This is a genomic window from Turneriella parva DSM 21527 (genome assembly GCF_000266885.1).
GTDB classification, from domain to species: Bacteria; Spirochaetota; Leptospiria; order Turneriellales; family Turneriellaceae; genus Turneriella; species Turneriella parva.
Genome location: NC_018020.1, coordinates 3,888,875 through 3,914,548 on the forward strand (window position 1 = coordinate 3,888,875; position 25,674 = coordinate 3,914,548).

The 25,674-nt window shown below is 54.6% G+C and carries 25 protein-coding genes; 7 read left to right on the plus strand and 18 right to left on the minus strand.

Annotated elements, in window-relative coordinates:
• Nucleotides 1-34 precede the first annotated feature (34 nt).
• The gene (locus TURPA_RS18730; RefSeq protein WP_014804833.1) at nucleotides 35-676 is read left to right on the plus strand and encodes a Rieske 2Fe-2S domain-containing protein; all 642 of its coding nucleotides are present in this window, start codon (nucleotides 35-37) and stop codon (nucleotides 674-676) included.
• Between the two features lie 125 nt (nucleotides 677-801).
• Here TURPA_RS18730 and TURPA_RS18735 read toward each other — a convergent pair whose 3' ends face one another.
• Nucleotides 802-2,373 carry a peptide chain release factor 3 gene (locus TURPA_RS18735; protein WP_014804834.1) on the minus strand — a complete coding sequence of 524 codons (1,572 nt, stop codon included), beginning with the start codon at nucleotides 2,371-2,373 and terminating at the stop codon, nucleotides 802-804.
• Between the two features lie 72 nt (nucleotides 2,374-2,445).
• On the opposite strand from TURPA_RS18735, the gene TURPA_RS18740 reads away from it, so the two are divergent.
• The gene (locus tag TURPA_RS18740; RefSeq protein ID WP_041948700.1) at nucleotides 2,446-3,378 is read left to right on the plus strand and encodes a hypothetical protein; all 933 of its coding nucleotides are present in this window, start codon (nucleotides 2,446-2,448) and stop codon (nucleotides 3,376-3,378) included.
• A gap of 54 nt (nucleotides 3,379-3,432) precedes the next feature.
• On the opposite strand, the gene TURPA_RS22305 is transcribed toward TURPA_RS18740, so the two are convergent.
• Nucleotides 3,433-4,311 carry a hypothetical protein gene (locus TURPA_RS22305; RefSeq protein ID WP_014804836.1) on the minus strand — a complete coding sequence of 293 codons (879 nt, stop codon included), beginning with the start codon at nucleotides 4,309-4,311 and terminating at the stop codon, nucleotides 3,433-3,435.
• Nucleotides 4,312-4,459: 148 nt separating this feature from the next.
• Nucleotides 4,460-4,819, minus strand: a complete 360-nt coding sequence (locus TURPA_RS18750; protein WP_014804837.1) for an STAS domain-containing protein — start codon at nucleotides 4,817-4,819, stop codon at nucleotides 4,460-4,462.
• 77 nt (nucleotides 4,820-4,896) lie between these two features.
• Here TURPA_RS18750 and TURPA_RS18755 point away from each other — a divergent pair, with 77 nt between their 5' ends.
• A complete protein-coding gene (locus TURPA_RS18755) occupies nucleotides 4,897-5,700 on the plus strand; it encodes a cytidylyltransferase domain-containing protein (protein ID WP_014804838.1) in 804 nt (267 codons plus the stop codon).
• On the opposite strand, the gene TURPA_RS18760 is transcribed toward TURPA_RS18755, so the two are convergent.
• Nucleotides 5,693-8,245, minus strand: coding sequence for a CHASE2 domain-containing protein (locus TURPA_RS18760; protein ID WP_083847863.1), 2,553 nt, complete (start codon nucleotides 8,243-8,245; stop codon nucleotides 5,693-5,695). The two genes, TURPA_RS18755 and TURPA_RS18760, sit on opposite strands and share 8 nt — an antisense overlap.
• Here TURPA_RS18760 and TURPA_RS18765 point away from each other — a divergent pair.
• Nucleotides 8,234-9,301 carry an MBL fold metallo-hydrolase gene (locus tag TURPA_RS18765; RefSeq protein WP_014804840.1) on the plus strand — a complete coding sequence of 356 codons (1,068 nt, stop codon included), beginning with the start codon at nucleotides 8,234-8,236 and terminating at the stop codon, nucleotides 9,299-9,301. The two genes, TURPA_RS18760 and TURPA_RS18765, sit on opposite strands and share 12 nt — an antisense overlap.
• 200 nt (nucleotides 9,302-9,501) lie before the next feature.
• Here the strand turns inward: TURPA_RS18765 and TURPA_RS18770 are convergent, their stop codons facing one another.
• The 6 genes from TURPA_RS18770 to TURPA_RS18795 form a co-directional block, all read right to left on the minus strand.
• Entirely contained in the window at nucleotides 9,502-10,512 is a 1,011-nt protein-coding gene (locus tag TURPA_RS18770) for a sulfate/molybdate ABC transporter ATP-binding protein (RefSeq protein ID WP_014804841.1), read from the minus strand.
• Nucleotides 10,513-10,517: 5 nt separating this feature from the next.
• Nucleotides 10,518-11,381, minus strand: coding sequence for a sulfate ABC transporter permease subunit CysW (gene cysW / locus TURPA_RS18775; protein ID WP_014804842.1), 864 nt, complete (start codon nucleotides 11,379-11,381; stop codon nucleotides 10,518-10,520).
• Complete coding sequence (gene cysT / locus TURPA_RS18780; RefSeq protein ID WP_014804843.1) at nucleotides 11,378-12,202, minus strand: sulfate ABC transporter permease subunit CysT; 825 nt, start codon at nucleotides 12,200-12,202, stop codon at nucleotides 11,378-11,380. Before cysT ends, cysW begins: the two co-directional genes overlap by 4 nt.
• Nucleotides 12,203-12,208: 6 nt before the next feature.
• Nucleotides 12,209-13,201 (minus strand): sulfate ABC transporter substrate-binding protein, encoded by a 993-nt coding sequence (locus tag TURPA_RS18785; protein ID WP_014804844.1) that lies wholly within the window; start codon nucleotides 13,199-13,201, stop codon nucleotides 12,209-12,211.
• Between the two features lie 89 nt (nucleotides 13,202-13,290).
• Nucleotides 13,291-14,277 (minus strand): sulfate ABC transporter substrate-binding protein, encoded by a 987-nt coding sequence (locus TURPA_RS18790; RefSeq protein ID WP_014804845.1) that lies wholly within the window; start codon nucleotides 14,275-14,277, stop codon nucleotides 13,291-13,293.
• A gap of 22 nt (nucleotides 14,278-14,299) precedes the next feature.
• The gene (locus TURPA_RS18795; protein WP_014804846.1) at nucleotides 14,300-15,943 is read right to left on the minus strand and encodes an alginate export family protein; all 1,644 of its coding nucleotides are present in this window, start codon (nucleotides 15,941-15,943) and stop codon (nucleotides 14,300-14,302) included.
• Between the two features lie 334 nt (nucleotides 15,944-16,277).
• On the opposite strand from TURPA_RS18795, the gene TURPA_RS18800 reads away from it, so the two are divergent.
• A complete protein-coding gene (locus TURPA_RS18800) occupies nucleotides 16,278-16,925 on the plus strand; it encodes a helix-turn-helix domain-containing protein (protein ID WP_014804847.1) in 648 nt (215 codons plus the stop codon).
• Between the two features lie 21 nt (nucleotides 16,926-16,946).
• On the opposite strand, the gene TURPA_RS18805 is transcribed toward TURPA_RS18800, so the two are convergent.
• The gene (locus TURPA_RS18805) at nucleotides 16,947-17,345 is read right to left on the minus strand and encodes a DUF6691 family protein (RefSeq protein WP_014804848.1); all 399 of its coding nucleotides are present in this window, start codon (nucleotides 17,343-17,345) and stop codon (nucleotides 16,947-16,949) included.
• Nucleotides 17,345-17,842 (minus strand): YeeE/YedE family protein, encoded by a 498-nt coding sequence (locus TURPA_RS18810; protein ID WP_014804849.1) that lies wholly within the window; start codon nucleotides 17,840-17,842, stop codon nucleotides 17,345-17,347. The genes TURPA_RS18805 and TURPA_RS18810 overlap by 1 nt, the downstream gene beginning before the upstream one ends.
• A gap of 157 nt (nucleotides 17,843-17,999) precedes the next feature.
• Between TURPA_RS18810 and TURPA_RS18815 the strand changes: the two genes are divergently transcribed.
• Both TURPA_RS18815 and TURPA_RS18820 read left to right on the plus strand, forming a co-directional pair.
• The gene (locus TURPA_RS18815) at nucleotides 18,000-19,034 is read left to right on the plus strand and encodes a fatty acid desaturase family protein (RefSeq protein ID WP_014804850.1); all 1,035 of its coding nucleotides are present in this window, start codon (nucleotides 18,000-18,002) and stop codon (nucleotides 19,032-19,034) included.
• A 13-nt stretch (nucleotides 19,035-19,047) separates the two neighbouring features.
• Nucleotides 19,048-20,076: a hypothetical protein gene (locus TURPA_RS18820; protein WP_014804851.1), complete on the plus strand. Its 1,029-nt coding sequence runs from the start codon at nucleotides 19,048-19,050 to the stop codon at nucleotides 20,074-20,076.
• Nucleotides 20,077-20,109: 33 nt separating this feature from the next.
• Here TURPA_RS18820 and TURPA_RS18825 read toward each other — a convergent pair whose 3' ends face one another.
• From TURPA_RS18825 to TURPA_RS18850, 6 genes are all read right to left on the minus strand, one after another.
• Nucleotides 20,110-21,498 carry an aldehyde dehydrogenase family protein gene (locus TURPA_RS18825; protein ID WP_281054942.1) on the minus strand — a complete coding sequence of 463 codons (1,389 nt, stop codon included), beginning with the start codon at nucleotides 21,496-21,498 and terminating at the stop codon, nucleotides 20,110-20,112.
• 7 nt (nucleotides 21,499-21,505) lie between these two features.
• Nucleotides 21,506-22,294, minus strand: a complete 789-nt coding sequence (locus TURPA_RS18830) for a gamma-glutamyl-gamma-aminobutyrate hydrolase family protein (RefSeq protein ID WP_014804853.1) — start codon at nucleotides 22,292-22,294, stop codon at nucleotides 21,506-21,508.
• 74 nt (nucleotides 22,295-22,368) lie between these two features.
• Complete coding sequence (locus TURPA_RS18835; protein ID WP_014804854.1) at nucleotides 22,369-23,313, minus strand: M55 family metallopeptidase; 945 nt, start codon at nucleotides 23,311-23,313, stop codon at nucleotides 22,369-22,371.
• 49 nt (nucleotides 23,314-23,362) lie between these two features.
• Nucleotides 23,363-24,127: a sulfite exporter TauE/SafE family protein gene (locus TURPA_RS18840; RefSeq protein WP_014804855.1), complete on the minus strand. Its 765-nt coding sequence runs from the start codon at nucleotides 24,125-24,127 to the stop codon at nucleotides 23,363-23,365.
• Between the two features lie 73 nt (nucleotides 24,128-24,200).
• A complete protein-coding gene (locus TURPA_RS18845) occupies nucleotides 24,201-24,386 on the minus strand; it encodes a hypothetical protein (RefSeq protein ID WP_014804856.1) in 186 nt (61 codons plus the stop codon).
• A 118-nt stretch (nucleotides 24,387-24,504) separates the two neighbouring features.
• Entirely contained in the window at nucleotides 24,505-25,662 is a 1,158-nt protein-coding gene (locus tag TURPA_RS18850) for an iron-containing alcohol dehydrogenase (protein ID WP_014804857.1), read from the minus strand.
• Nucleotides 25,663-25,674 lie beyond the last annotated feature (12 nt).

The following is a 25,674-nucleotide window of genomic DNA, read 5'->3' on the forward strand; positions in this document are numbered from 1 at the left end:
TTGCCGCGTCGTCGAAAAAATAGAATACTAACCCATGAGCAAAGCCCTCGACTATCTGCTGAAAGCCCGGCCCGACGCGATGCAGGCCTATTTCACTTTTCTCAAAAAGGCGGGTGAACACCTCGACCCGAAAACCGCCGCGCTCATCTCTGTCATCACCAAGGTACACGCGAAGACCGCGAATGGCGTTCGCCAATACCTGCCGCGTGCGCTTAAGGCGGGTGCAACCGCCGACGAAGTCATCGACGCCCTGCTGATGGCGATGCCCGCGCTCGGTTTCAGCAAAATTGTCTGGGCGATCGACGTGATCATCGAAATGAACCTGCCTGAGTTTGCGCATGTCGGCAAGCCTGCGACCCCAAGCAGCGCGACCGAAACCTGGCACGAAGTCGCTCCGCTCGCTTCTCTGCAAGAGGGGGATGCAAAATACTTTCAGGCCGGCGCGCGTAAGGCCATTTTGACGCTGAACTCAGGCAAAATTGTCGTCTACGATGCGCATTGCCCGCACAAAGGCAATGCGATACCTGAAAGTGGCATTGCCGAAGGCAGCATCGTCTGCCCGTTTCACGAATGGAAGTTCGATCTGAAATCTGGCGAGTGCACCGCGGGCGGCAACAAGCCACTCACAGTACTGCCCTCAAAAATTGAGAACGGTATTGTTCTTGTGAAAGGCTAGCGGGTTCCGTAAAAATCTCCGAAAAAGTGAATAGCCTGCGAAGCGGAGAACTTCGCTCGCGTCGTGGCTTTGAAACAAGGCGACTTTGCTGCTTTACACTTTTTCGGCTCCGGTCGCCTGCTATACTAAATGACAATCGGGTGCATGTGCAGTACCACGTCGGGGTTCTGCTCTTGAAATGACCTGAGCCTGAACTGGCTCTCAAACAACAACACCGGATTACCGAGTTCATCGTAGACTATTTTGTCGAAGCGCCCGGCTTTTTCGGCATCTTCTTTACTAATCCAGCGGGAGCACTCGAAGGGCAATGGTTCGAGCCGAACGGGTGCACCGTATTCGTCTTCGAGCCGGTACTTGAAGACGTCGAACTGCAGCTGGCCGATAACGCCGATGAGCGGCGTCTGCTCAGTCAGATTAAAGAGCTGCACCACACCCTCGTCGGCAAGTTCGGTAATACCCTTGCGAAACTGCTTGGTCTTGCCCGTGTCTGTCAGCACAATGCGCGCATAAACGTCGGGGGCAAAACGCGGCAACGGGTGAAACGTCGGCGGGTTTCCCTCGCAAAGAATATCACCGAGCCGGTAGAGCCCCGGACTGATGATACCAATGATGTCGCCGGGGTACGCCGTATCGATTGTCGTACGTTCTTGCCCGAAAAATGCCACGGGGTTTGCGAGCTTCACCTCTTTGCCCAGACGCGGTACATTCACAGACATACCGCGCTCAAACTTGCCGCTTGTGACGCGCAAGAATGCAACCCGGTCACGGTGAAGCTTATTCATGTTTGCCTGCATTTTGAATACAAACCCCGTAAAGCGGTTCTCGTCGGGCTTCAGTGTTTCACCGTTATCGAGCACAATCGGTCGGGGTGCGGGTGCCAGATCGGTGAGGTTCGCGAGCAAATGCTCAACACCGAAGTTTGTCACCGCGCTGCCGAATAGTACCGGCGTCATTTCACCGCGTAAGAATTTCTCTTTATCGAATGCCGGCAACGCTTCACCCGCTATCGCCACGTCTTCGCAGAACTTATCGTGCTCGGCTTCGCCCATGAGCTCGCGTACCTGAGGGTCTTCAATGCCGCTGAGTGCCTCTGGTGCCCGGTGCGCACCGCCGGTTGTGCGTTCAAAGCGGTGCAGCTTCTTGCCATAAAGGTCGAAATAGCCCTTAAAGTCGCGGCCCGACCCCATCGGCCAGACAAGCGGCACAGCGGAGATTCCGAGTACTTTTTCAACGTTGTCTAAGAGTTCAAAGGCCTCGAGCGCCGGCATATCCATTTTGTTGATGAAGGTGATGATCGGTAGATTGCGTTCACGGCAGATTTTAAAAAGTTTTATCGTCTGCGGTTCGACGCCGCGCGAGGCATCGAGCAGCATGATCGCCGAGTCGACGGCCATCAGCGTACGGTACGTGTCTTCGCTGAAATCCTGGTGGCCGGGGGTGTCGAGCAGGTTCATCACATGCCCTTCATAATTGAACTGCAGCGCCGCTGTTGAAACCGAAATACCGCGCTCTTGTTCAAGCGCCATGAAGTCTGACTTGGTCGACTTTCGGTCTTTCTTTGCGCGCACATGCCCCGCAAGATGAATCGCCCCGCCGTAAAGCAGCAGTTTCTCTGTGAGCGTGGTCTTACCCGCATCGGGGTGTGCGATAATCGCAAACGCCCTGCGTTTTGAAATTTCGTCTGTCAGCTCGGCCACAGCAGGCTCATTATCAATTGCAGACAGGGCGTAAATGAGCTTACGGCGCAGAGCGCCGCAGAAATGCGATCCATGCGCATCGCACCTCTCGCCCTTGTGGTCACAACTCTTGCCCTCGCGGGGCCCGGCGCGGCCGCTCCGCAGGTCAAATCGGCCTCTGGCGCCATTCGCAGCTTCACCGAAACCACCAACCGCATCGCGTGCGCCAATCTGCGCAAAGACATCAAAACCTGCGCGGTCAAGGTTACCAGCGCGACCCGAAACTCGACGGGCCCAGAGGGCGCAATCTGGGCATTCACCGGCAATGTTTCTGCACCTCTGGCACTCAAAGGCGAAGCACGCGATATAATGAGGATCTCGCTCGAACGCAATTTTATTCAGGTGATGCAACCGATCGCCGAAGGCTTTACGGTAGTTGCCTACTACCGCGAAGACGCGGCCGGCTTTACCCCGGTGAACACAGATGTCTTCGCCGCCGCAGCGCTGAACCCGGTCGATAAGGTTGTGGCGCGTTACGACGCCGATTTTGCAGCAGCTGAAGGTCTCGCATACCAGCTACCCGCAGTGTGGTCGGTTCAAGGCGTCAGCCCTGGAACCGAAGACGAAATGAACCTGAAGTTTACTCTATCCTCATCGTCGACTTACAGCGTTGAGGCGCAAGACCTCGATGATGCTGCGCTAAAAGACCTGAGCATCACCGCATGTACTGTCACCGCGACGGCTGGCGCCACTGCCTGCGACGCGGCGGCGATTGCGCTGCCGGCCGGCAAATCTGAACTGAAGCTTCGTCTCGCGGCGCGCCGCAAAATCAAGAGCAACCAACCTGCCTTTAAAATGGTGGTAAGGCGCCGCTCAGACAACGTGGCAGTTTTGCAGCTGGCAATACCTTTTAAACCCCAGCCGAATTACTTTCTCTTTGGTATCACGGGTTTTCTGTTCGGGGGTCTCATTGCCGTCATGGTACTGTTCTTGAAAAAGAACCCCCGAGCGGCCTCTCCGGTATGACAAATTGCTTTTTCAGGTACCTGCAGATGGTTCTGAAAGCTTACGTAAGGTTGTCTAATACCGCGAACGCAGCTTGTCTGAACCCACGAGCACAACGACACGCGCGCGGCGCAGGTTTTCACGGCTGCCCGCATGCGCCGTCAGGCGCGCCGCATCTTCGTCACTGATCACGAGCGCGTTTCCCTTGAAGCGCGCAGCGTCGAGCGCCGAAACCTTCAATGGCCTTTTACCTGCCCGGCGGCGCGCATCGGCCACCGTTTCGTCGCTGACAAAGCCTGCAACGCCCCGCCGCACCGCAGTCGTGCGCGTCAGGTAAGCCGCCCCATAAATCTGCCGGCCCGAACTCGTATAGATACCGGCGTCGAGTGTCGGCTCGAATGGCAGGTGGCGCGCATCGATAATAAGCCCGGTATAGAGCAAGGGTTCAAGATCAGAACTGTCATATTCGGCGATACCTGGGCGCTGGTCATAGAGTGTGACATCGCTTTTGCTTTTTTCATTCAGTGTTTCTGTGTTGTACGCCAATGGCAAATATGCGAGCAAAGAGCCCTTGCCCCGCAGCGGAATGTCGAGCGTAGCCGATGCCCGGTTTTCGGCGAGCTGATAGGTCGAAACCTTGAGCGATGCCCAGTACTCTGCGAGATCGGTGCCCGCGAGTTGGTCAGCAGCAGATTCACCATCGACCAGATTCTGAATCAGCTTATCTGCAACCTGGCTGAGTTTTTTCAGCAGCTCGTTTCTCAGCTCACGCCGCAGCTCGGCATTGCTCGTACCCAGCCTTGCACCGGTTACATCGAGCACGGCGTTCAGATAAATCTTATTATTGGGCCAGTCAACGACCGCCTCGACACGCACCGGCTTCTGCGAGGCAGCGAAAGCCGCAGGCAGCAAGAGACAGAAGATCAGGGCGATAAGATGACGAAGCTGCTTCACATTCTATTTTCGATAGAAATGCAACAAAACTTGTCGCCTTTTTGTATTGAAGAGGTCGATGGGTGAACGACCAACGCCCCAATGAATTCAGTCGTCGAAGACGACCTAATCGCCGGCGTAGCCGGTCAATCAGTCGTCGAGCGACGACCTAATCGGCTATTGAATCGAGGGCGTCGTCTTGGTTCTTATAGATATCGAAAACCGAACCCAACTTGGTGATTTCGAGCAGGTGGTCGACGTCTGAGCTGATCGCACACAGGCCAAAGCGCCCGTTGCGGCGTTCAATCTCTTTATAGATATTCAGCAAAATACCGAGAGCGGCCGAATTGATAAACGGCACCTTTTTCATATCGACGATGATTTTCGGGACTTTCGCCTCGTGCATGCACGATTCGAGTTCGTCGGCCAGATCGAACTCCATTCCTGATTTGATTGCACCGTCGATCTCGACGATGCTGATTTCGCCCTTTTTCTTGACTTTTATCTTGATGCCTGACTTAGCGGCCATTGGTCTATATTATTGCTTTTGCGTGTCAGGCAAGTATTTTTTGATTTTCGGGTGAAAAGTTCACCGATATTGGCCCTATGCGCTTCAGAGCAATTGTGCAGGCCCGAATGGCAAGCGAACGCCTGCCCGGCAAAGTGCTGCAGACAATCGGCAGCCTGAGCATTCTGGAGCACATCGCGCGGCGTTTCGCCACGCTCGAAGGCGCCAATGTCGCGCTGCATTTCGCGATCGCGCGCGAAGAGGCAAGCCCCCTGCCCACATATCTCAGCGAACGGGGCTGGAACTTCACCGAAGGCGATGTTTACGACGTTCTGCAGAGATACCTCGATGCGAGCTCTGACCTGGACGATACAGATTATGTGATACGCGTCACGGGCGATAACCCATTTACCGATAAAGACGAACTGGCGCGGCTGATCATGAAGCTTAAATCACGTCCGGTCGACTACGCACACACCGCCGATTTGCCTCTCGGCATGGGCTCAGAAATCATCAGGGTAAACGCCCTGCGCTCGATTCGCCTGCGGGCAGAACCCGCGACCCCCGGGGGCGCGTCGGAGATCTTGCCGCACCACCGCGAGCATGTCACGATGTTTGTGCGCGAAAACCCGCACCTATACGAAATCTATTCTCAACCGCTCGATGAAACCTTTTCTGAAGAACTGGCGAAAGCCCGTGTGCGCGGCATTCGCATGACAGTCGACGAACCGCAAGACCTTGAAGTCGCCCGTAAGGTCTATCTGCATTTCGAACGGCTGGCAAAACCCCTGTTCGGGGCGGCTGAAGTGATTCAGCTCGCGAAGAACAGCCCCGAAATGTTCGCCAGCAACGCGAATATCGCGCAGAGGCCGGCGACTTCGGTCGACGCCCGCGCTAACTGACCTGCGTTCTGAGCTTCTCGGCGTCTGCCGGGTTCACGAGGCCAATCAGTTCATAGATACGTACCGGCTCATTCTTTCCCTTCACACGAATATCGTCGAGCTCGCGGGTATAAACGCGGTCTTTGACCTTTTCATACGTGGTCTGCGAAATGATGATGCGAGTGCCGTATTGTTTGTTCGTACCTTCAAGACGTGAACCGAGGTTAATCGTGTCGCCCATCACGGTATAGTCCATACGGTGAGAAGAGCCCATATTGCCGACAACCGCCGGCCCAGAATTGAGGCCAATACCGATATCGATAATCGGGTATCCCTTTGCGGCCCAATTGTCTTGCAGCTTTTTGAGCTCCTCAAGTTGCACGATGGCCGTGATACAGGCGTAATACGCGTGGTCTTCGTTCGGCACCGGCGCGCCCCAGAATGCCATGATCGCGTCGCCCATGTATTTGTCGATCGTGCCCTTGTAACCGATGACGAGGTCGGTCATTGTCGACAGGTATTCGTTCAAGAGGTGAACGAGGTCTTCTGGCGAAAGGCTTTCAGACATCGTCGTGAAGCCGCGAATATCTGAGAAAAATACGGTGAGCTCTTTCTTTTCACCACCGAGCTTCAGCGATTCGGGGTTCGCGAGAAGTTCGTTCACAATATCTTTCGCGACGAATTTTGAGAACGTGCTGCGAATATATTTTACGTTTTCTTCTTCGGTCAAAACTTTATAGCCGATGACCGCAATCAGAATCACCACGACTTCGACGTATGGCACGAGAAAGAAGTGGACATATTTGAAATACTTGAACACAATCACGGCTTCGACGAGAAAGACCGCCGACAAGACACCCACAGCAACGAGAACTACGCCGATGTTAAAGCGTGGTATCAAAAAGCCCAGAATTGCCGCAAACAGAAACATCAGCAGGTAATTGACGATTGCCGGTGGATATGTCACGAAATCCTGCATGAGAATGGTGTTCAGAGCGCTGGCGTGGTGTTCAATACCGGCCGTGACCGTGCTGAAGGGCGAGGGGTGCATATCCCGCGTGGTCGCTGAACCTGTCGCATAATACATCGCTGTCAGCAAGATCTTGTTTCGGTATTCTTCGGTATTTAACGTCTTCTCTTTTAGGTTTGCCTGTTCTGCGAGCTCGACCATTTTCGTCGAAGGAAACGTGTAAGGGCCACCGATAAAGTTAATCGCCATCATGCCTGTTTCGTTGATGGGTATTCTGACCGAGCGCTGCGCGTTCGGTTTGGTCATGATGTCTTTTTCGTTGTCTTCGCCAAACTTGATGCCGAAGCTAACCTTTTTGTCTGGTATGTTCTTGATGATGACGTATTCGCCGAGTTTAACTTCGACATCTTTGGTCACGTCAACACCGTAATAACGGCAGGCCAGCAGCAGCGAGATCGAAGGATACAGGCGGTTCTGCCATTTGAACACCATTGGCATCACGTAGTTCGCCGAAGACCCGTCATATTTGACATTCGCCGCACCCAACCCCTTCGTCGCGCGGCTGACCGCAGGAATCGGCGGAAAAGGGAATGACACCCATTCGAGATACGGGTCTTTCAGGTATTCGTTCTCTACGATATTCTGGTCGGGAATACGAAATTTATTGAGCTCGGCAATGCGGGCTTTCATATCGGGCGTCTGCAGCATCGCCGGGTCAAAGCTGGGGTCAACTTCCATGCCATAGTCGACAACCACGTTGCCCGATTTCTTGATCCGTTCGCTCCAGTAGGCAGAGCGCGCCTTCAGCTCTGCGTTCGACAGGTTAATCCCCTGCCCCTTGGCGAATAGCTCGGGCGCTTTGTCGCGCAGGCTTTCAACCGTATGCAACAGACCATAGTTGTCTTTGAAATAATCCATGAAGAAAATATCGAACATGACCGTGTTGGCGCCAGAATCTTCGAGCGCTTTCAACTGGTCTGAGTAATGCTTCCAGCTGAAGGGGTAGCCGCCATATGCCTGCACGGTTTCAGTCTCGATGCCAATAATATGAATCGCGGGGTGCAGACTCTTCATGGGAATTTTCACCATTTGGTCGCCGACCTGGCCGTACTTCTGTGTTTCAGCGGCCATCTTGAACCTGAGGTTAATGCCATACTCTTCGAGCGGCTTCAGCATAAAATCATAGCGCTGGTAAATGAAGCAAAACCAGCCCGAAATCGATAGCGCGAGGTAGAGCCCCATGAACTTGTTGCGGTCGAGGCCAAAAAAGCCGAGCACGTTGAGCAAGATGTAGATAAGACCGATAAAACCGATCGTCGAAAAGATCAGTGCTATATTGTACGTCTCGTGCAGCATGACGTTCAGACGCAGGTTGTCTTTTGGCGTCACCAGCATGCCAATAATGCTCGCAAAGCCTATGAGGCTGACCACGTAAAACACGAGCGACATTGGTTTAGTTAATGAGGATTTATCAATTTGCAAAGCCATGGGCGGCGCTAACAAATCTATCCGCCGTGGCAAGACTAAATCATATACCTCAGCTGAAATCGGTTTGCCCCGCCGCTCGCGGGTAAAATCTGGCGCATGGCAAGACATTCTTTCAAGGCAATTACCGGCTTCGAGGAATCGCGGCGTGAAAAGCTACCCTTGAACGAGCTTGAAAAAATACGCCTCGCAGCGCCGCACGTGCGCGCCGCGTTCATCGAATCGGGCATGCCGATCGCGGTGCGGCAGTTCAGCTGCTCGGTGAGTCCCTACCCGACAATCTACGGCTTTCACAATGCGTACGACGGCCTTTACCCGTACCTGTGGTTCAATAACCGGGCGACGCTCGTGCAGTTTCTCGAAGACGGACAATTGAAACTTCTCTTATTTAATCCAATTTTTCCCGATCTTTCGGCGCAGGCACCATTCTACCAGAACCTCAGAAAACGTGTGCCCCAGTTCATGGAAGGCCTGCTGGCAAAGATTCACAAGTCGGTCGAAGAGCAGCTGGCCGAACTCGGTTTTTCAGTCGGTGACATCAACTATGTCAGTTACGATCACCTGCACGTGCAAGACATGCGCCCGCTCATGGGCGTGCGCGACAACAAAGGAGGATGGCTGATCGAACCGAAGTTTCCGAATGCAAAGTATATCTACCCCAAAGCCGAATGGGAGGCGACGATCAATCTGCATCCCTCGGTATCTGAATGGTATGTGCCGAACGGCCTTGCGAAAGTCTCTCACGAAAACCTGATTTTGACAGAAGGCGACCTCTTGCTCGGGCCCGGCGTCGCGCTGATACAAACGCCAGGCCATACACCCGGCAACCACAGCCTCTACCTCAACACCGATGCGGGCACGATGACCTTCAGCGAAAACGGCGTGGGTGTCGACGCGTATAACCCCGAAAACAGCCGCATCAACTCGGTGCGCGAACGCGCCCGCGAACGCGGGTGGGAGGTTGTGTTAAACGCCAACACACTCGACCTGCGCCTGCTGCAATATAACTCCATGGTGAAAGAAAAGATGCTGTCGGGCCCTGCGGCAAACCCCGAATTCTGCAACCACCACCCCACGTCAGAATTCACCACCTGGTTCGCCGCGCCGGGGCTTAGGCCCTCACTCGAGCACGGTGATGTGAGGCATGGGAATTTTCAACAGAAGTGACCTCACCCCCCTGCCCCAAATTCACGCCGCACAAGAATTCCCCGACGCCAAAGCGTGCAAGCGTCGGCGAGCCTCATGATTCGCCTGCGGCGAATCACTGCTAAAGCGCTTCGCTGCTCGCCGCCGCTTTTCGGGCATTGCCCGAATGCGCACGCTTTGGCATCGGGGCTCGTCGCATTCAACCTGCGGTTGAATGCGACTTAGATTACAAAATCCCCATCAAAAGTCTGAACGTTTCGAATACGGTAAAAAACCGACAGACCGAGGTTTAACCCAAGCGCTTTGCCCGTTTCATAGGGAATCTCGGCCTCAACGAGCTGCTGCGTCTTCGCATCGATCAGCGTCACGCGTGTGTACGGCCCCAGCGGTTGCACACCTTCAATGACCGCCGCAAAATCGGTTGGAAACTTCTGCGCCGTATCGATCTCAATTTCATGCGGGCGCACATATCCCTTGCCCTGCACTCCTTCAATGCGGCCGTGAAAGAGGTTCACATTGCCCATGAACTGGTAAACAAAAGGCGTCTTCGGGTTGCGGTAGACCTCGTCAGGCGTGCCCACCTGCTCTACCTGCCCTTTATTCAGAATCACGACACGGTCGGCGACTTCGAGCGCCTCTTCTTGATCGTGTGTCACGAAGATGCTCGTGATATGAATCTCGTCGTGCAGCTTACGCAGCCAGCGGCGCAGCTCTTTGCGTACCTGCGCATCGAGCGCACCGAAGGGTTCGTCGAGCAGCAGAACCCTGGGCTCAACCGCCAAAGCACGTGCGAGCGCAACGCGCTGCCTCTGCCCGCCCGACAACTGGTGCGGATAGCGATCTTCAAGGTTCGCGAGCTGCACGAGCCCGAGAAGCTTCAGCACCCGCTCGCGAATTTCGGCTTTTGACGGCCGGTCTTTCTTCTTACGTACCTTCAGACCAAACGCGACATTATCGAAAATCGTCATGTGCTTGAAGAGCGCATAATGCTGAAAAACGAACCCAACGTTGCGTTCTTTCGCGGTGAGAGTCTGCACGTCTTTGCCGTCGAACCGAATGACGCCTTCTTCGGAAAATTCGAGCCCAGCGATAATTCTGAGCAGCGTCGTCTTGCCGCAGCCCGACGGCCCGAGCAGTGCGAGCAGCTCGCCGTGGTTTGCCTCGAGCGTCACGTTATCGAGGGCCTTGAAGTTCTTGAAGATCTTCGAAAGTTTTTCTATCTGAATTTGCATGGTTCCTACCCGGCGGCGACTTTTGATACTCTGGCGCTTCGTTGTGAGAGTTTGACTTTTAGCTCGACCAGTGACTTGACGAGCAATGTCGCCAGCGCCAGAAACGCCAGCAACGAAGCAACGGCAAAGGCTGCTGTAAAATTGTACTCGTTATAAAGAATTTCGACGTGCAGCGGCATGGTATTCGTTTCCCCGCGGATATGCCCCGATACAACCGATACCGCACCGAATTCTCCCATCGCGCGAGCGTTGCAGAGAATTACGCCATAGATGAGCCCCCACTTGATGTTGGGCAGCGTCACCATAAAGAACATCTTCAGGGGACTCGCACCGAGCATCAGCGCCGCCTCTTCTTCGGTCTTGCCCTGCTCTTCCATCAGCGGAATCAGTTCACGTGCGACAAATGGAAAGGTGACGAAAATTGTCGCGAGAATAATGCCCGGTATTGCAAAGATGATTTTGATGCCGCTTGCCTGCAGCGCTGGCCCGAACCAGCCTTGCAAGCCGAAGATCAGCACATAGATAAGGCCCGAAATGACTGGCGAAATCGCGAACGGCAGGTCGATCAGCGAGATCAGAAAACTCTTGCCCCAGAAATCGAATTTTGTCACACAATAAGCGGCGATGACGCCAAATGCGAGATTGAGCGGCACCGAAACACCGGCTGCAATCAGCGTGAGTTTGATCGAGTCGAGCGCAATGGGGTCTTGAAGTGCCTCGGCGTAGAAATCCCAGCCTTTATTGAACGCCTGGGTAAAAATTTCGTATAGGGGTAAAAGAAGCAGAAGCGTGAGAAATCCGACGGCAAAGATGATAAACGACACCTGTAGCCAACGTGGGTCGCGTATGTGTGATGGTGTGGAGTTCATCGGGCCTTTCTCTTCTGTCTGATCTGTAGAAAATTCAGCGCAACCAGCAGCGCAAACGAGATCATGAGCATGATCGCTGCAACCGCGGTGGCACCCTGCACATTATGCTGTTCGAGTTTGGTGACAATAATGAGCGGCGCAATTTCACTCTTGAAGGGAATATTGCCCGCGATAAAAATGACGCTGCCGTACTCACCGAGTGCGCGCGAAAAAGCCATTATGGTACCCGAAAGCAGCGCAGGTATCAGCGACGGTAGAATCACCAGCCTGATCGTCTGCAGACGCGTCGCGCCGAGGCTGCCGGCTGCCTCTTCGATTTCGCGCTCGAAATCTTCGAGTACCGGCTGCACCGAGCGCACGACGAAGGGCAAGCCGATAAAGATGAGTGCGATGGTGATTCCGACGGGATTATAGGCTGCTTTGATTCCCGCCTTCAGTAACGGCGCGCCGAGGCTGCCATTTTCTGCATAGACCGTGCACAGCGCGATACCGGCGACGGCAGTCGGCAGCGCGAACGGCAGGTCAACGAGCGTATCGAGCAGGCGCTTGCCAAAAAAGTCGTAGCGCGTCAGCACCCAGGCAATCACAAACCCGGCGAAAAGGTTGATGAGCGCTGCAATCAGCGCCGTCGTGAAGCTCAGGCGAAGCGATACGAGAGTACGGTGCGCAAAGGCATGCTCGACGAATTCACCCCAGCCTAACGAGAAACTCTTGGCGAACATACCGCCGAGCGGAATCAAGACGATTACCGAGAGATAAATGACTGTCCAGGCAAAAGTCAACCTGAAGCCCGGGAGAATCGATCTTTCGCGAAACGTCATACTGGTTTATTTCCCATAGATCTGATCAAAAACACCGCCGTCAGCGAAGTGTAATTTGTTGACTCTTGCCCAGCCACCGAAGACAGCTTCGACATTCGCGAGCTTCAGAGGGCTGATGAATGCCTGCTGCTTTGCTATGGCAGCATTCGTGGGCCGAAAATAATGCCGCCCGGCGAGGTTTTGCCCCTCATCGGAATAAAGATGCTGCAGATAAGCGGTTGCCAGTTCAGTAGTGCCATTTGCTCGCGCATTTTCGCTGACGAGAGCCACGCTAGGTTCTGCCAGAATACTGAATGACGGGGTCACGATTTCAAGCCCTGTACCCATCTCTTTTACGGCGAGATATGCCTCGTTCTCCCACGCGATGAGCACGTCACCGATCTTGCGCTGCGTAAAGGTAGTCGTGGCGCCGCGCGCACCGGTATCGAGAACTGCCACGTTTTTAAAAAGTGCTGCGATAAACTCTCTGGCTTTCGCGTCTGAATTGCCATTTGTCTTCAGCGCATAGGCGTATGCCGCGAGATAGTTATAGCGGGCGCCACCCGAAGTTTTCGGGTTGGGCGTAACGACCGAAACTCCGGGGCGTACCAGATCATTCCAGTCGCGAATTTGTTTAGGATTTCCCGCCCTCACGAGAAAGACAATCGTCGAAGTGTAAGGCGCGCTGTTCTTCGGCAAGTGTTTCTGCCAGTCTGCGGGCAGCAGCTTCGCCTCTGCTGCGATCGTGTCGATGTCAGCCGATAGCGCCAGCGTCACGACATCGGCCTTGAGGCCGTCGATCACCGAACGTGCCTGTTTACCGCTGCCGCCATGCGACATACGAAAGCTGATATCTTCGCCCGGGTGCCCGTGCTTCCAGTGAGCGGCAAAGGCTGCATTGAACTCGCGGTAAAACTCGCGCGTGGGATCATAAGAAACGTTTAGAATTTCGCGCGCAGACTTCTTGCCCGAGCAGGCAAAAGAGGCCAAAAGGCTTAAGGCTAACAGATTTTTTTTCATTATAGCGAACACCAAATCTTGCGCCTAAAACACAGCGTCAATGCGTTGCAGCAATAAGCTTCAGGGTGGCCGGGCCACCCTGAATACATTCATTTTGCGTAGATCTGGTCGAAAGTGCCGCCGTCTGCGAAGTGCGTTTTAAACGCGTTCTTCCAGCCGCCATAAAAGCCGTCGACGGTAATCAGCTTAAGGTTCTTGAAGTGCTTAAAGCGTGCCGCAGCCTTCGGGTTGCGCGGGCGATAGAAGTGCTTAGCCGCGATATTCTGCCCCTCTGGCGACTCAAGGTAGTCGAGGTAAGCTTTCGCGAGTTCGGCATTTCCTTTACGATTGGCATTGACATCGACGACTGAAATCGACGGCTCGGCCAGAATACTGAACGAAGGCACGACGATCTCATATTCGTTTGCAAGGTCACGGCTCACGAGAAACGCTTCATTTTCCCAGGCGATATAGACATCACCGATCTTGCGCTGCGTGAACGTAATCGTGGCCCCGCGGGCACCGCTGTCCAGGACTTTGACATTCTTATAGAGTGCCGTGACGAACGCTTTCGGGTCCTGCTTTTTTTCCTGAGCATAGGCCCATGCAGCAAGGTAGTTCCACTGCGCTCCACCCGATGTTTTTGGGTTCGGCGTAATGACGCCGAGTCCGGGTTTTATCAGATCATCCCAGTCTTTGATCCCCTTGGGATTTCCTTTGCGCACGAGAAATACAATCGCCGAAGTGTACGGTGCGCTGTTGTTCGGGCGGCGCTTCTGCCAGTCTTCGGGCAAAAGCTTCGCCTTTGCAATCACATCGACGTCGTTTGCCAGAGCGAGCGTGACCACATCGGCATCGAGCCCGTCGACAACCGACCGGGCCTGCTTGCCGCTGCCCCCGTGCGACTGTTTAAACTTAATGTTGTCGTTCGGGTTCTTCTGTTTCCAGTGCCGCAGAAAAGCCGCGTTAAATTCGCGATAGAGTTCGCGCGTCGGGTCGTACGATACGTTGAGCAGCTCATAGTCTTTCGCCTCTGCGAATGATGCCAGCGCTAAGGCTGCAAAAAGACCCGCTTTGATGTAATTGCTAGTTTTCATTTCTTTATCCTCATTTTTGTTATTAATTTGCTTTTTCGAGCAGTACTGCAGATACTTCAAGGTAGGCGAAATGTGAGTCGCCGCCCCGCAGAAATTTGGTCGTGTACGAACCTGGCTTGAAGTAAGCGTAACCAACATTCACCTTCAGGTGCGGAAACGGATAGCGGATACGCAGGTTATATTCGTCGCCAATCTTCGTATCTGTGTTCACGTTGCCGGCTGCCGACGCGGTGTTCAGAATACCTGAATTGTTCCAGCGGTCTTTAGGGCTCGCGACCCAGTACTGTGCATAGGCTGTGTCGATTTTGAGTTTCTCGAACGGTTCGAATTCGAGCACAATTTTCGGCGTGTTCAGGTTCTCGAGCTGAAAATAGTCGTGCGAAGACCAGGGCCGGGCGAACCCGAACAGGCGGTTAAAGCGGTTTTGCGTCTGGTCGTTGCGATCCAAATCGCCCGAAACATAGCCGTAAAACGCACCGAGGCGCGGTTTCCAGCTGTGGTTAAACGTATACCCAAGTTCAGCCGTCGCATAAAACGCGTTTTGATTGCGCTCTTGAGCATTCGCCCGCAACGCGTCGGTACCCCATTGGTTGGTATACGACACATCGTAGTCAAAGCCCGACTTGCCGAGCACGGCGTATGCCCGAATGCCGGCGGTGTGTATATTCTGAAAGTCGCGCTGCAAAAGCTCGGGGTTTTCTTTTGTCGGCGATTGCCCGTCTTGCTGCAAACCGAGGTAGTACGGCTGAATTGTCGCAACCTGCGACCATTCTTGAATCGACAGAATAGCTCCGTAGAACCACTGCTTACCCTGCGGTTGGTCGAGTTTGTCAAGGTAGCGTACCAAAGGCTGAAACGCGAGCAGTTCGAGATACCAGTTATTCTTTTCTTGCCCTATTGTTGTGCGCACACCCTGAAACGTGTTCGTCGTGTTGCGCCATTCGTTAAGACCAATCAGGCGACGGTCTAAAAACTCGAATGCCTGACGACCAACGCGCACATGCAGTGGTCGGTCATAGCCGAAAAGATTCTTGAAATAGAGCTCTCCGAATGCCTGAATGGGTTCAACCGAGTTAAAATCACGGTCATCGCGGGCATAAGGCGGTTGCCGCTGGTTCTTGGTCGGGTCGTCGGCGGGGTTCCAGAATGGATAACGCCTCGCGTCTTCAACTTCGACAGTCACCCTGAAGGGGTCGAGAATGTTTTCAACTTTCAGAAACAAACGGGTTCTCAATAGCACCGGCGTATCGGTTTCGGGCTGAACGCCATTCGGCCCTGTCACCGCCGTTGCGTTGGGGCGCCGCAAGTCGTTGTAGCGGTATTCATGGCGGTAACGGTAGTCGAGACCGGCAACAAGCCAGTCGACATTCTTAAAAACACCAATGCCGGTCTCGTTGAGGCGCACGACGTATTCAGGCTTTGTACCATCGATACGCTTTGTGCCATAACTGCGGCGTTCGACATAGTAGCTGTCTCTGACCTCTATCGTCGCTGCGTTCTTTTCTGCGTCAGACACTTCGGGGGGGATCTCTTCGATATCACTGCCGGCGACCTCAGTGGCAGCCTGCGCCTTTACCCCCGCCGGCTTATTCTGCGCTGTCAGCGACTGCGCCATAATGACACCTAAAACGGCGAAGGCACCTATTCGTTTTAAAATCTTTTTCATTTTATTCTCCTCTTGATGCGGGAAGGGAGTCACTCTGCTGACAGACGCGCCCCGGCTTGCCCGGGGCAGTTCAGAAAATATATCAGTTCTGAATTATCCCGGATAAACCGATGGATTCAGAACGACAGCACCCGGCGAAGGTGAGAAGGGCTTTGGGGCGAAACTTAATGGCCACGGATACTTGTCTGCTATAACAGACATACTGTCAACTAAAACGAATATTTTTCTGTTAAAGCAAACCTACAGATCTGTTACCCCGGCCGGGCAACGCTCGCTCCAGAGGGCACGCCTTTTGGCTTTATAGACTGACGCGGGTTTTGAACCTTGTTTCTCCATGAAAGACAAGCAGCCGCGACCCGGCGCAACCAAAGCACAGAAGAAACCAAAACAGGCCGCAGGCGAAAAATCGGGTGCGACAGAAAATCTGACAGGCGTCGTCGCAGAAAACGTCAAACGCATGCGGTCTGATCTCGATCTTTCACTCGACAAGCTGGCGAACCTCTCTGGCGTTTCAAAGGCGATGCTCAGCCAGATCGAGCAGTCGCGCAGCGCACCGTCGATAAATGTGCTCTGGAAAATTGCCCGGGCGCTCGACGTGCCGTTTGCGGCACTCATCAGCAGGCGAACCGACGCGCAGCTGCAGGTCATTCGCAAGGCCGACAGCAAAATTCTTTCATCGCAAAAAGGCAACTTTATTTCCAAGGCGCTGTTTCCACTCGATGTGCCGCGCCGGGTCGAATTCTACGAACTCAATTTCAAAGCAGGCTGTGTCGAAAAGGCGATCGCTCACCCACCCGGCACGGCGGAAAACATCGCCATCGCCGAGGGTGAACTCGAAATCGAAGTCAATGGCCAGAAGATCCTGCTCAAAGAGGGCGATTCAATCTATTTTGTCGCCGATGCGGCGCACGTCTACCGCAACACCGGCGCAAGAGAATGCCGCGCCTATCTCGTGATGACATACGCCGAGAAACGGGTTTAAGGGTCTTTTGCGAAATAACAGTTAATCATCGAAGCGAGCGTAGATATACGTGCCGAGAAAAATTCCGGCGACTATGAAGAGCCCTGACATCGCGCCATAACCCAGAATCGCGAGCGCCGGCCCCGGGCACGCACCGGTGAGTGCCCAGCCAGCGCCTGAAAGAAGCCCGCCAATGACGTGGCTCTTTGATACTTTTTCGATGCTCCAGTCAGTCTCGCCGCCCAGAAGCGGCCTGCCACCCCATTTTTTCCACAACTGAACACAGATGAAAGATACCGGTACCGCAACACCAAGCACGCCATACATGTGAAACGACTTCAATAGAAACATGTCCCGAATGACGTCATAGCTCGATACGCCCGCACGAATCAGCACGTAGCCGAATGCGACGCCGAGCACCAGAAATACCGCGCGCAGCATTAGTTTACCCCCGAAATCTGCGCGATCGCAAAAGTGACCGCGACACCGGCCACGAGAAAACCACAGGTTGCGACCAGGCTCGCCAGCGAACCTTTTGAAAGGCCCGATATCGAATTACCCGAAGTGCAGCCTTTGGCCATGCGCGAGCCATAGCCCCAGAAAAAACCCCCGGCAATCAGCACTGCCGCCTTGACGGCGAGGCTTGTACCCCATATCTCATTGAATTTGCCGAGCTCAAAGGTCGGCTGCCAGCCGACCGTCGTGACTGCGGCCAGCGCGCCGCCCGCAATCAGACCGAGGGTAAAGAACGTACGAAATCCGAATGGGCCACCGAGGTCTGGCCTTTGAAAGAATTTTAGTTTCGAGAAGATCGAGCAGACGCTGGCGTAGCCTCGCGTCACGGATAAGAATTTACCCGTCAGAACGACGAGTGCGACAGAGACGGCGGCTATCGCAAGCCCCCCGAGCCAGAATGGCCAGATGTATTCTGTAGTCATTGAGTTGATCCTCCGCGTTTGGGTTCAGGCCCGAGCAAACCACCCCGGCCGTTTGAACGCAGAGTAAAGTTGAGCGCAAGTTCCCGCTGTAAAGCGAGTTTGCCTGCGCGGCGATGTTTTATCCTTTGCGACATGTCTCTCGCACGAATTTTTGTGCATGGCAGCAAACACCCTGATTGGCACCGACCCGGTCGAACCTGGCATTCGTTTGGGTGGATTTTTCAAAAAACTGGTTCTCGCGATTATTAAAGACGAACGCGATATCGATTTGCTCACCTGCCTCATTAAACTCAGCATTCTGCTACCGGGCAGCGCGGCACTCATTCTGCTTTTTCCCGAATACCGAACCTACCTGGCGGTCGCGCACATTGCGCTGTTTCTCTTTTATCTGGGGCCGTACACGCTGATGCTGCACAATATTTCACACCGTCCGCTGTTTCACTATTCGCTGCGTTTTCTGAACTTCTGGCCGCAGGCAGTGCTCGGCGTCTTCTTCGGCATGACTCCTTATACCTACTTCTCGCACCACCTGGGCATGCACCACCCGGAAAATAACCTCAAAGAAGATCTGAGTTCGACGCTCAAATACCGTCGCGACAGTTTTCTCCATTTTTTGCACTATTATATCTCTTTTGCCACGATCGGTATATTTACGCTCGCCAACTATTTCATCAGGCGGGGCCGCTGGCCGCTGTTTCGCAAAGCGATGCTCGGCGAGTTCTCGTGGTTTGCGCTGATGGCCGCCTGCCTCTGGCTCAACACCGAAGTGACGCTGATAGTGTTTATAATCCCATGGGGATTAACACGTTTTCTGCTCATGGCCGGCAACTGGACACAGCACGCATTCGTCGACACGTCTGACCCCGCAAACCCCTACCTCAACAGCATCACGTTCATTGACTCGCCTTACAACAAGAGGTGCTTCAACGACGGCTACCACATCGGCCACCATGTGAACATGAACCGCCATTTTCTCGATATGCCTGCTGACTTTATCGACAATCTCGCGACCTACCGCGAAACCCGCTCGATCGTCTTTCGCAAACTCGACTATTTCATGATCTGGCTGCTGCTGATGGCTAAACAATACAAGATTCTGAGCCGATTTTTTGTCGACCTCTCTGACAAGAAGCTGTCACGCGACGAAATCATCGCGCTGATGAAAAGCCGCATGACGCCGTTAAAGGCCTGAAAGAGATGGCAGCATGCTGCCGGTATTTTTACAGATTTCGCCGAAAGATCTTGAACTGGCGGGCTTTGACGCGGGCTCGGTCTGGTACCTCGTCTACTTTCTCGCCGCCGTAGTTATCGGCCTGATTTATTTGCAGTGGCGGTTGCAGCGCAAACGTGCGCTGTGGGCGCTGTCGAACAGGTTCATGCAGGTGATCTTGAACCGCGGCTTAACGAAAGGCCAGCACGCCATAGCCGAACGCTTCTTCAAAGAGCTGAAACCCGCTGAACAAGAAGAGGCGCTGTCATCACAGCGGGCGCTCGCGCGCCGCCTGCAGGCATTTCTCGCCTCGCACACGGGTATCTCGGGCAATGATCGCGTCGAAATTTTCGACAAGATTCTGCCGGGCGCCACGAGTCGCATCGAAATCAAAGAAATCGACGACCTGCGCGAAGGCGAGCTCTGCGCAGTCGATATCGGCAAGCAGTCTTACCTCGCAACGGTGATGAAAAAGAAAGATGGACAGGTCTTGCTGACTCTGTTCGATAAGGCCCCGATACGGCCCGGCGCCGCATACATCTATGCATACCGCCCGCAGCTCGGCGGTTATTTGATTCCCGGTGGTATTCTTAAAGTGAATGGCCCTTCGGTGATATTCAAACACGAAGGGCCGATTGAATTTCGTGGTGACCAGCATCTGATGACGATGGTACCACTCGGTTTTTCGATCACTGCATGGCCTCACCCCGAACTCGATGTCGGCGAAACTGCCGAAGGCGAACCGCCGCCACTGCCCGAGGTCTTTTCGGGCATGACCGACCGCACCTCAGACAGGGCCATTTCAGCGAAGTTTCAAAACGAACCGCCCCCGTGGGTGATGAAACGCCAGGAATTCTGGGAACTCACCCTCGAACTGCCCGAAAAGCCGATTGAGTGCCGCATTCGCATTACACCTTACCGCGCCGGCATGTGGCTGCTGCGGCCAGTCGACTTAGACGGCGCCGAGCGGCAGCGGCTCTATCGTTTCATCGCCGAACACGAACCGGTACGCGAACACTTTTGAACGCGGTTAGAGTGTTGGGCAAAGCCCAACACTCTAACTGCGAATGTGCCAGGCTTTGGGCCGAGTGAAAGTCTCGATGCCGTAAGTTGAGAGCGTAAGGCCCACCCCGCTGGCACCCCGGCCCGACCAGGGCAACCGCGGGCTTACTCGGTCACAGCAGTTGATGTAGGCGCTGCCGGCATTCACACCTTTCAGAATTTCGCGCGCGCGATTCTGGTCGCGGCAATAAACTGCTGCTGTAAGCCCGTATTGCGTGTCGTTCATGAGCTTCTGGGCCTCGGCGTCGTCTTTCACCTTCATGATACCGATGACTGGGCCAAAGCTCTCTTCTCGCATGATTTCCATTTCGTGGTTCACCTCGGTGAGCACCGCTGGTTCGAGATAGACGCCGCTGGCTGTCGCCGCTTTTTTGCCGCCGGTCAGTACCTTCGCGCCCTTCTTCGCGGCATCGGTAACCTGGCTTTCGAGAAAGTCGAGCGCAGCCTTGCCTCGCGTCAATGCACCGATATACGTATCGTTCTGCTCAGGGTCGCCCAGCCTGAAACTTTTCACTGTTTCGACGAAATTCTGCACGAACTGGTCATAGATTTTCTCATGCACATAGATGCGCTCAACGCTGCAGCAGCTCTGTCCCGTGTTGTACATCGCACCGTCGGCAGTGGCCTCAGCGGCCGCCTTAACGTCAACATCGTCGGTGATATATGCCGGGTCTTTGCCACCGAGTTCGAGCTGCACTTTAATGAATTTTTTCGCGGCTGCTTCGGCGATCTTGCGGCCGGTTGCAACCGATCCGGTGAAAAAAATACCGTCGATTGGCTGTTCGAGCAGCGCTGCACCGGCATCACCCCGCCCGCAGACCAGGGCAAAGACGCCTGAAGGCACACCGGCCTCGTGCAGGTAGCGCTCCATAAGATGCCCCGAAAGCAGCGCAAATTCCGAGGGTTTATAGAGCACTGCGTTGCCCGTCAAGAGCGCCGGCACATACACATTCGACCCCACAAACCAGGGGTAGTTCCACGCAGAGATATTCGCGATTACGCCGAGCGGTTCGTGTTCGATCTCTTCGACGAGCGCCGTGCCATCACGCAGCACTGTCTCAGTCGCTACCGTCGTTTCTGTTTCTGCGAGAAAAAAATCGAAACGCGCGAGAAGACCCTTGAGCTCATTGCGCGACTGGCTGATCGGCTTGCCCGTGTCGCGGGTCAGCACGAGCGCCGCTTCTTCGATGTCTTTCTCAACCCGGTCGCGAAATTTCTTCAGAATTTCAAGGCGGGCTGAGAGCCCGAGCCTCTGCCAGGCAGGCTGCGCTGCCCGCGCAGCCTTGTATTTGCGTTCGATGTTCGTATTGTCGTCGGCAGGCACCTTGCCGATTACTTTGCCCGTCGCCGGATTAATTACTTCAAGTTCCATATTGTCCTTCACCCATCGCTCAGCGCTGGGACATTTTGAGTTCTGTTCTGCGCACTTCGCACTCCTGCATAAAATCTTTCAAAAGCGGGTCGCCTGAGAGCAGTGCATTGTCTTCATCGTCATGAAATTCGGGGTGCCATTGCACACCACAGATATAGGGTACACCCTGGTACTTGATGCCTTCGACGATATTATCCTCGGTTGAAATCGCTTCAACGGTGAGACCGTCGCCAATATCTTTCAGCGCCTGATGGTGCACGCTGTTGGTACGAAAGCTGCCGCGACCGAAGACTTTCTCGAGGTACGACCCATGTTTGAATTTAATCTCGTGAAAGTTCTGGTCGTACACGTTCCAGTCGCGGTGCACAAGCGATTTGTCGATCTGCGTATTGATATCCTGATAGAGCGACCCGCCGAGCGCCACGTTGATCAGCTGCGCGCCCCTGCAGATACCGAGCACGGGCTTTTCAGCTGCCTTGAACGCCTTAAAGAGTTCAATCTCATAAAGGTCACGCACGCGGTCGCCTTTCCATTCGTCTTTGAGCGGTTTTTCGCCATAACTTTCGGGCGCGACATCGGCGCCGCCGTGCAGCACCAGACCGTCGAGCGCTGCCGCATATTCGCTGAGTTCAACCTTACCGCCCGTTGCCACCGATGGAATCATGAACGCCTGCGCGCCGAGCCGCATAACCCAATGCGCCAGCGATTCTTCGACATAAAGCAGTGTTTTGCCTTTAAAAATCGCGCGCTGCGGATCTTTATGCATGAAGCAGGCAGAGATTCCAATTCTAAGTCTTTCGCTTTTCATGTGATTGTCAGGGCAATGCCATTCTCTCAGTCACCGCTTATAGCATTTTCGGGCTATGCCCACCGCGGGGCGCGCTATTCGGCGTTGCTGTACTGCGAGACAAATGAAATAAAACGAATCGCCTCGGGCACATCTTTGCCGCTGAACGAAACCGTCGCGCCATCGACGCGTTCGACGATCGGCAGGTACGCGAGAATTTCGGCGTTGAGCATCTGCTTGAATGCAATTTCGACTTTCACGGGTTTCGCCACCTTATAAGGCCTAAACTCTTTCAGCCGCTGCAGCGCAGCTTTTGTTCCCGCAGAAATCAATGCCCTGGCAGCCTGGGGCGAAACGCTGTCTGCGGCATGATAGCCGATTGCCCGCTTGACCACAACCCCTTCGATTTTCGCGCTGATGTCTTTTTTCGCTTCGGCAACCGCGAGATCGTCCCCCGTCACCATAACAACCGGTACTGCGAAATGCCCGGCGGTTGCCGCGCTGAGCAGCGCTTCGCTCGCATGCTTGCCCCCAAACCGCACATCAAAGAACCTTTTAGATGACATCGTGTGCGCCCGCACCGCGCCGGGTACACCGATTGACGCGTGGTACCCAATCAGAATCGCCGCGTCGTAACCTTCGTCGATGCCCTGCATCATCATTAACGGGCGCGGCCACGAACGAATGAGCCGCGCTTTGGGGTTCAGCTCTTCAGGCAAGAGCGACAAACCGTTGCCGTGCGAATCAGAGACCGTGACTTTGGTTGCTCCGGCTGCGAACGCAGCTTCGATGCACGCATTGGCCTCGGCCGTCATGAGGCGGCGAAATTTTTCATATTCGAAACCGCCGGGTGCAAGCTGCGCTTCGTTCACAACCCCGGCAACGCCTTCCATATCGACAGAGATGTAGACCCGCAGCTGCGGTGTTTCACCCGTGACAGAAGTCGAAAAGCCGGCAAACAAGAGCAGCAAGAGGTACACCACCTTTCGCCGCGAGGCCGAACGTTGCGCGAGAAAGAAATGAGGATTGCGTAATGACATGAAACATTGCCGCTCTTTCGCGCTGCGCTGTCACGCAAAAGTGCTGTGGTCAATCGGCTGAAACGAAGAAGAGCGAAGCCGCGGCAAAGATCATCCACAGGGCGAGGCCTTTTCGGTAACGCGCTACGGGAATTCGTGTAAGAAGCCTCTTGCCGGCATAGGTTCCCATCACCATCGAAACCGCCATCACTGCCATCAGCGGTATATCAGCCGTTCGTGTCCAGTCGCCGAGGCCGAAGGACACGAGCTTTGCGAGGTGCAGCAGCCCCATTGCCGCTCCTTCGTTCGCAATGTATGCCGCCGGCGAAAGCTGTAGTCGCAGAAAAAACGCATTGGGTAGCGGCCCTGCCGTTCCGCCGATTGCTGAAATGAACCCGACGAACGCGCCAGCTGCAGAGAACCATGCGCCTGGTTCTTGCGGAGGCTTAATACTTTTGAAGAACGATGGCAGGCGACCGAACGCTTCGCCGGCCTCGAGCAGCGCGGCGATGCAGACTATCGTGGCAACGAGCGGCCGCGCAGTCGATTCTGAAAATTGGGTCAGATAAAGCGTGCCCAAAACAGCAGCCGGCACGAGCCCCACCGCGAACAGGAGAACGATGCGTGGTTGCAGTTCAGCATACCCGAACAATGCCCGGGCGGCATTGCCGACCAGCTGCGCGCAGGCAAGAATCGGCAGCGCGCGCTGCACGCCGAAGATTGCCGAAAGCACGGGCAACAAGAGAATTGCCCCACCAAAACCCGCGCAGCTGCTCACCACTGCGGCAGCAAATGCCGCGATAACCGGAAATAAATACTCGACCAGCGGCGGCATTGCCAGTCATTATTTTGTTACTTGGCGAATTGTCAATCTATACTGGACGCTCCGGCTTGACAGTGAAATGGCTTCAGGTTGCCCGGGCCGCCATCAGCTGCACCTGCATTAAGCGATTCTTTGCCTGAATCGCGCAGACGGGGCAAAGGTAGCGGCAGGTTTCCATTCCATTGTCGAACGAATCGTCTTCAACAATACGCGCCACATTGATACCCACCTTTTCATGGCATTCGCTGCATTCGATGTCTTGTGTATACATACTTGTTCTCCTGCGCAGGCATAGCACAGAAAAACTGCAGAGTCAATCAGCAACAGGGCCACATCTGGTAAGTGATTGTACGTAGCGGGTTACCCCAACCGGGCGCTGACTAAGCGCATTACACGAGTGAAGCAAAAATAGTTCTAAAATCCGCTTCGCTCACGCTAACCGGGTTTGAAGGGTGGCAACCGTCTGCGATCGCGACTTTAACGAGAGGCTCAACCTTGTCGGCGGTGACGCCGGCGTCTTTCAGTGTTGCAGGAATCTTGAGTTCGGCCTTGAGCGATTTCACCCACGGCAGAAAATCCGCACCGGTTTTTAATCCTACTGCCTGAGCGAGCCGGTCGAATCGGTCGGGCACTGCCTTGAGGTTGAACGCAAGCGCATGGTCGAGCATAATGCCGTTCGCGAGGCCGTGGTGCATATCGACGATCGCCGAGAGTGCGTGTGCGCATGAGTGCACAATGCCGAGTCCTTTTTGAAAGGCGACTGCACCCATCATCGACGCCATGAGCATGTCGCCGCGCGCCTTGAGATCGTTGCCGTTCGCGAACGCCGCAGGCAGCGCTCTGGCAGAAAGGTGCAAGCCCTCGAGCGCAATACCGTCGGCCATCGGGTGCCAGCCCTTGGCCAGAAAGGCTTCAATCAGGTGCGTCATTGCGTCGAGCCCCGTCGCGGCGGTCACCGCAGGCGGCAGCGCAGACGTGAGTTCAGGGTCTGCGAAAACGGCCTTCGCGAGAAGACGCGGCGAGAAAATGACTTTTTTGACATGCGTGACATCATCGGCGACAACTGTGCTGCGGCCAACTTCTGAGCCAGTGCCGGCAGTGGTGGGAATCGCAATCCAATAGGGAACTTCTTTATCGAATGGCAGCGCCCCGGGCTTTTCGTCTTCGTAATCAAACACATCGCCTGGATGGTTCACCATGAGCGCAATCGCTTTGGCGACGTCGAGCGCAGCGCCACCGCCGATTCCAAGAATCGCACAGTCACCCTTCGACTGGCTGAGGGTGACAAACTTGCGAAAGGCCTCAACGCCTGCCATCACCTGCGACTTGACGGGATTTCCTTTGACGCCGTTGAAGATATCGATCTTGAGCCCTGCAGCTTTGAGCTCGTCGGCATAGGCAGTAAAAAACGGCAACTTGCTCAGCATCTCGTCGGTGACAATCATCACAGAGGTGATACCCTGCCCCTTAAAGTGCTCGGGCACCTGCCTGCGCACGCCGGCGCCGAAGGTGATGGGTGTGGGAAAACTAAAGCGGAATGCACTCATGGTGCGGATTTC

Bases quoted from the DNA above. Each gene is read 5' to 3' on its own strand.
- TURPA_RS18730 (WP_014804833.1), top strand. From the start codon at position 35: ATGAGCAAAGCCCTCGACTATCTGCTGAAAGCCCGGCCCGACGCGATG.
- TURPA_RS18740 (WP_041948700.1), top strand. From the start codon at position 2,446: ATGCGCATCGCACCTCTCGCCCTTGTGGTCACAACTCTTGCCCTCGCG.
- TURPA_RS18750 (WP_014804837.1), bottom strand. From the start codon at position 4,819: ATGGCCGCTAAGTCAGGCATCAAGATAAAAGTCAAGAAAAAGGGCGAA.
- TURPA_RS18755 (WP_014804838.1), top strand. From the start codon at position 4,897: ATGCGCTTCAGAGCAATTGTGCAGGCCCGAATGGCAAGCGAACGCCTG.
- TURPA_RS18765 (WP_014804840.1), top strand. From the start codon at position 8,234: ATGGCAAGACATTCTTTCAAGGCAATTACCGGCTTCGAGGAATCGCGG.
- TURPA_RS18760 (WP_083847863.1), bottom strand. From the start codon at position 8,245: ATGTCTTGCCATGCGCCAGATTTTACCCGCGAGCGGCGGGGCAAACCG.
- TURPA_RS18770 (WP_014804841.1), bottom strand. From the start codon at position 10,512: ATGCAAATTCAGATAGAAAAACTTTCGAAGATCTTCAAGAACTTCAAG.
- cysW (WP_014804842.1), bottom strand. From the start codon at position 11,381: ATGAACTCCACACCATCACACATACGCGACCCACGTTGGCTACAGGTG.
- cysT (WP_014804843.1), bottom strand. From the start codon at position 12,202: ATGACGTTTCGCGAAAGATCGATTCTCCCGGGCTTCAGGTTGACTTTT.
- TURPA_RS18785 (WP_014804844.1), bottom strand. From the start codon at position 13,201: ATGAAAAAAAATCTGTTAGCCTTAAGCCTTTTGGCCTCTTTTGCCTGC.
- TURPA_RS18790 (WP_014804845.1), bottom strand. From the start codon at position 14,277: ATGAAAACTAGCAATTACATCAAAGCGGGTCTTTTTGCAGCCTTAGCG.
- TURPA_RS18795 (WP_014804846.1), bottom strand. From the start codon at position 15,943: ATGAAAAAGATTTTAAAACGAATAGGTGCCTTCGCCGTTTTAGGTGTC.
- TURPA_RS18800 (WP_014804847.1), top strand. From the start codon at position 16,278: ATGAAAGACAAGCAGCCGCGACCCGGCGCAACCAAAGCACAGAAGAAA.
- TURPA_RS18805 (WP_014804848.1), bottom strand. From the start codon at position 17,345: ATGCTGCGCGCGGTATTTCTGGTGCTCGGCGTCGCATTCGGCTACGTG.
- TURPA_RS18810 (WP_014804849.1), bottom strand. From the start codon at position 17,842: ATGACTACAGAATACATCTGGCCATTCTGGCTCGGGGGGCTTGCGATA.
- TURPA_RS18815 (WP_014804850.1), top strand. From the start codon at position 18,000: ATGGCAGCAAACACCCTGATTGGCACCGACCCGGTCGAACCTGGCATT.
- TURPA_RS18820 (WP_014804851.1), top strand. From the start codon at position 19,048: ATGCTGCCGGTATTTTTACAGATTTCGCCGAAAGATCTTGAACTGGCG.
- TURPA_RS18830 (WP_014804853.1), bottom strand. From the start codon at position 22,294: ATGAAAAGCGAAAGACTTAGAATTGGAATCTCTGCCTGCTTCATGCAT.
- TURPA_RS18835 (WP_014804854.1), bottom strand. From the start codon at position 23,313: ATGTCATTACGCAATCCTCATTTCTTTCTCGCGCAACGTTCGGCCTCG.
- TURPA_RS18840 (WP_014804855.1), bottom strand. From the start codon at position 24,127: ATGCCGCCGCTGGTCGAGTATTTATTTCCGGTTATCGCGGCATTTGCT.
- TURPA_RS18845 (WP_014804856.1), bottom strand. From the start codon at position 24,386: ATGTATACACAAGACATCGAATGCAGCGAATGCCATGAAAAGGTGGGT.
- TURPA_RS18850 (WP_014804857.1), bottom strand. From the start codon at position 25,662: ATGAGTGCATTCCGCTTTAGTTTTCCCACACCCATCACCTTCGGCGCC.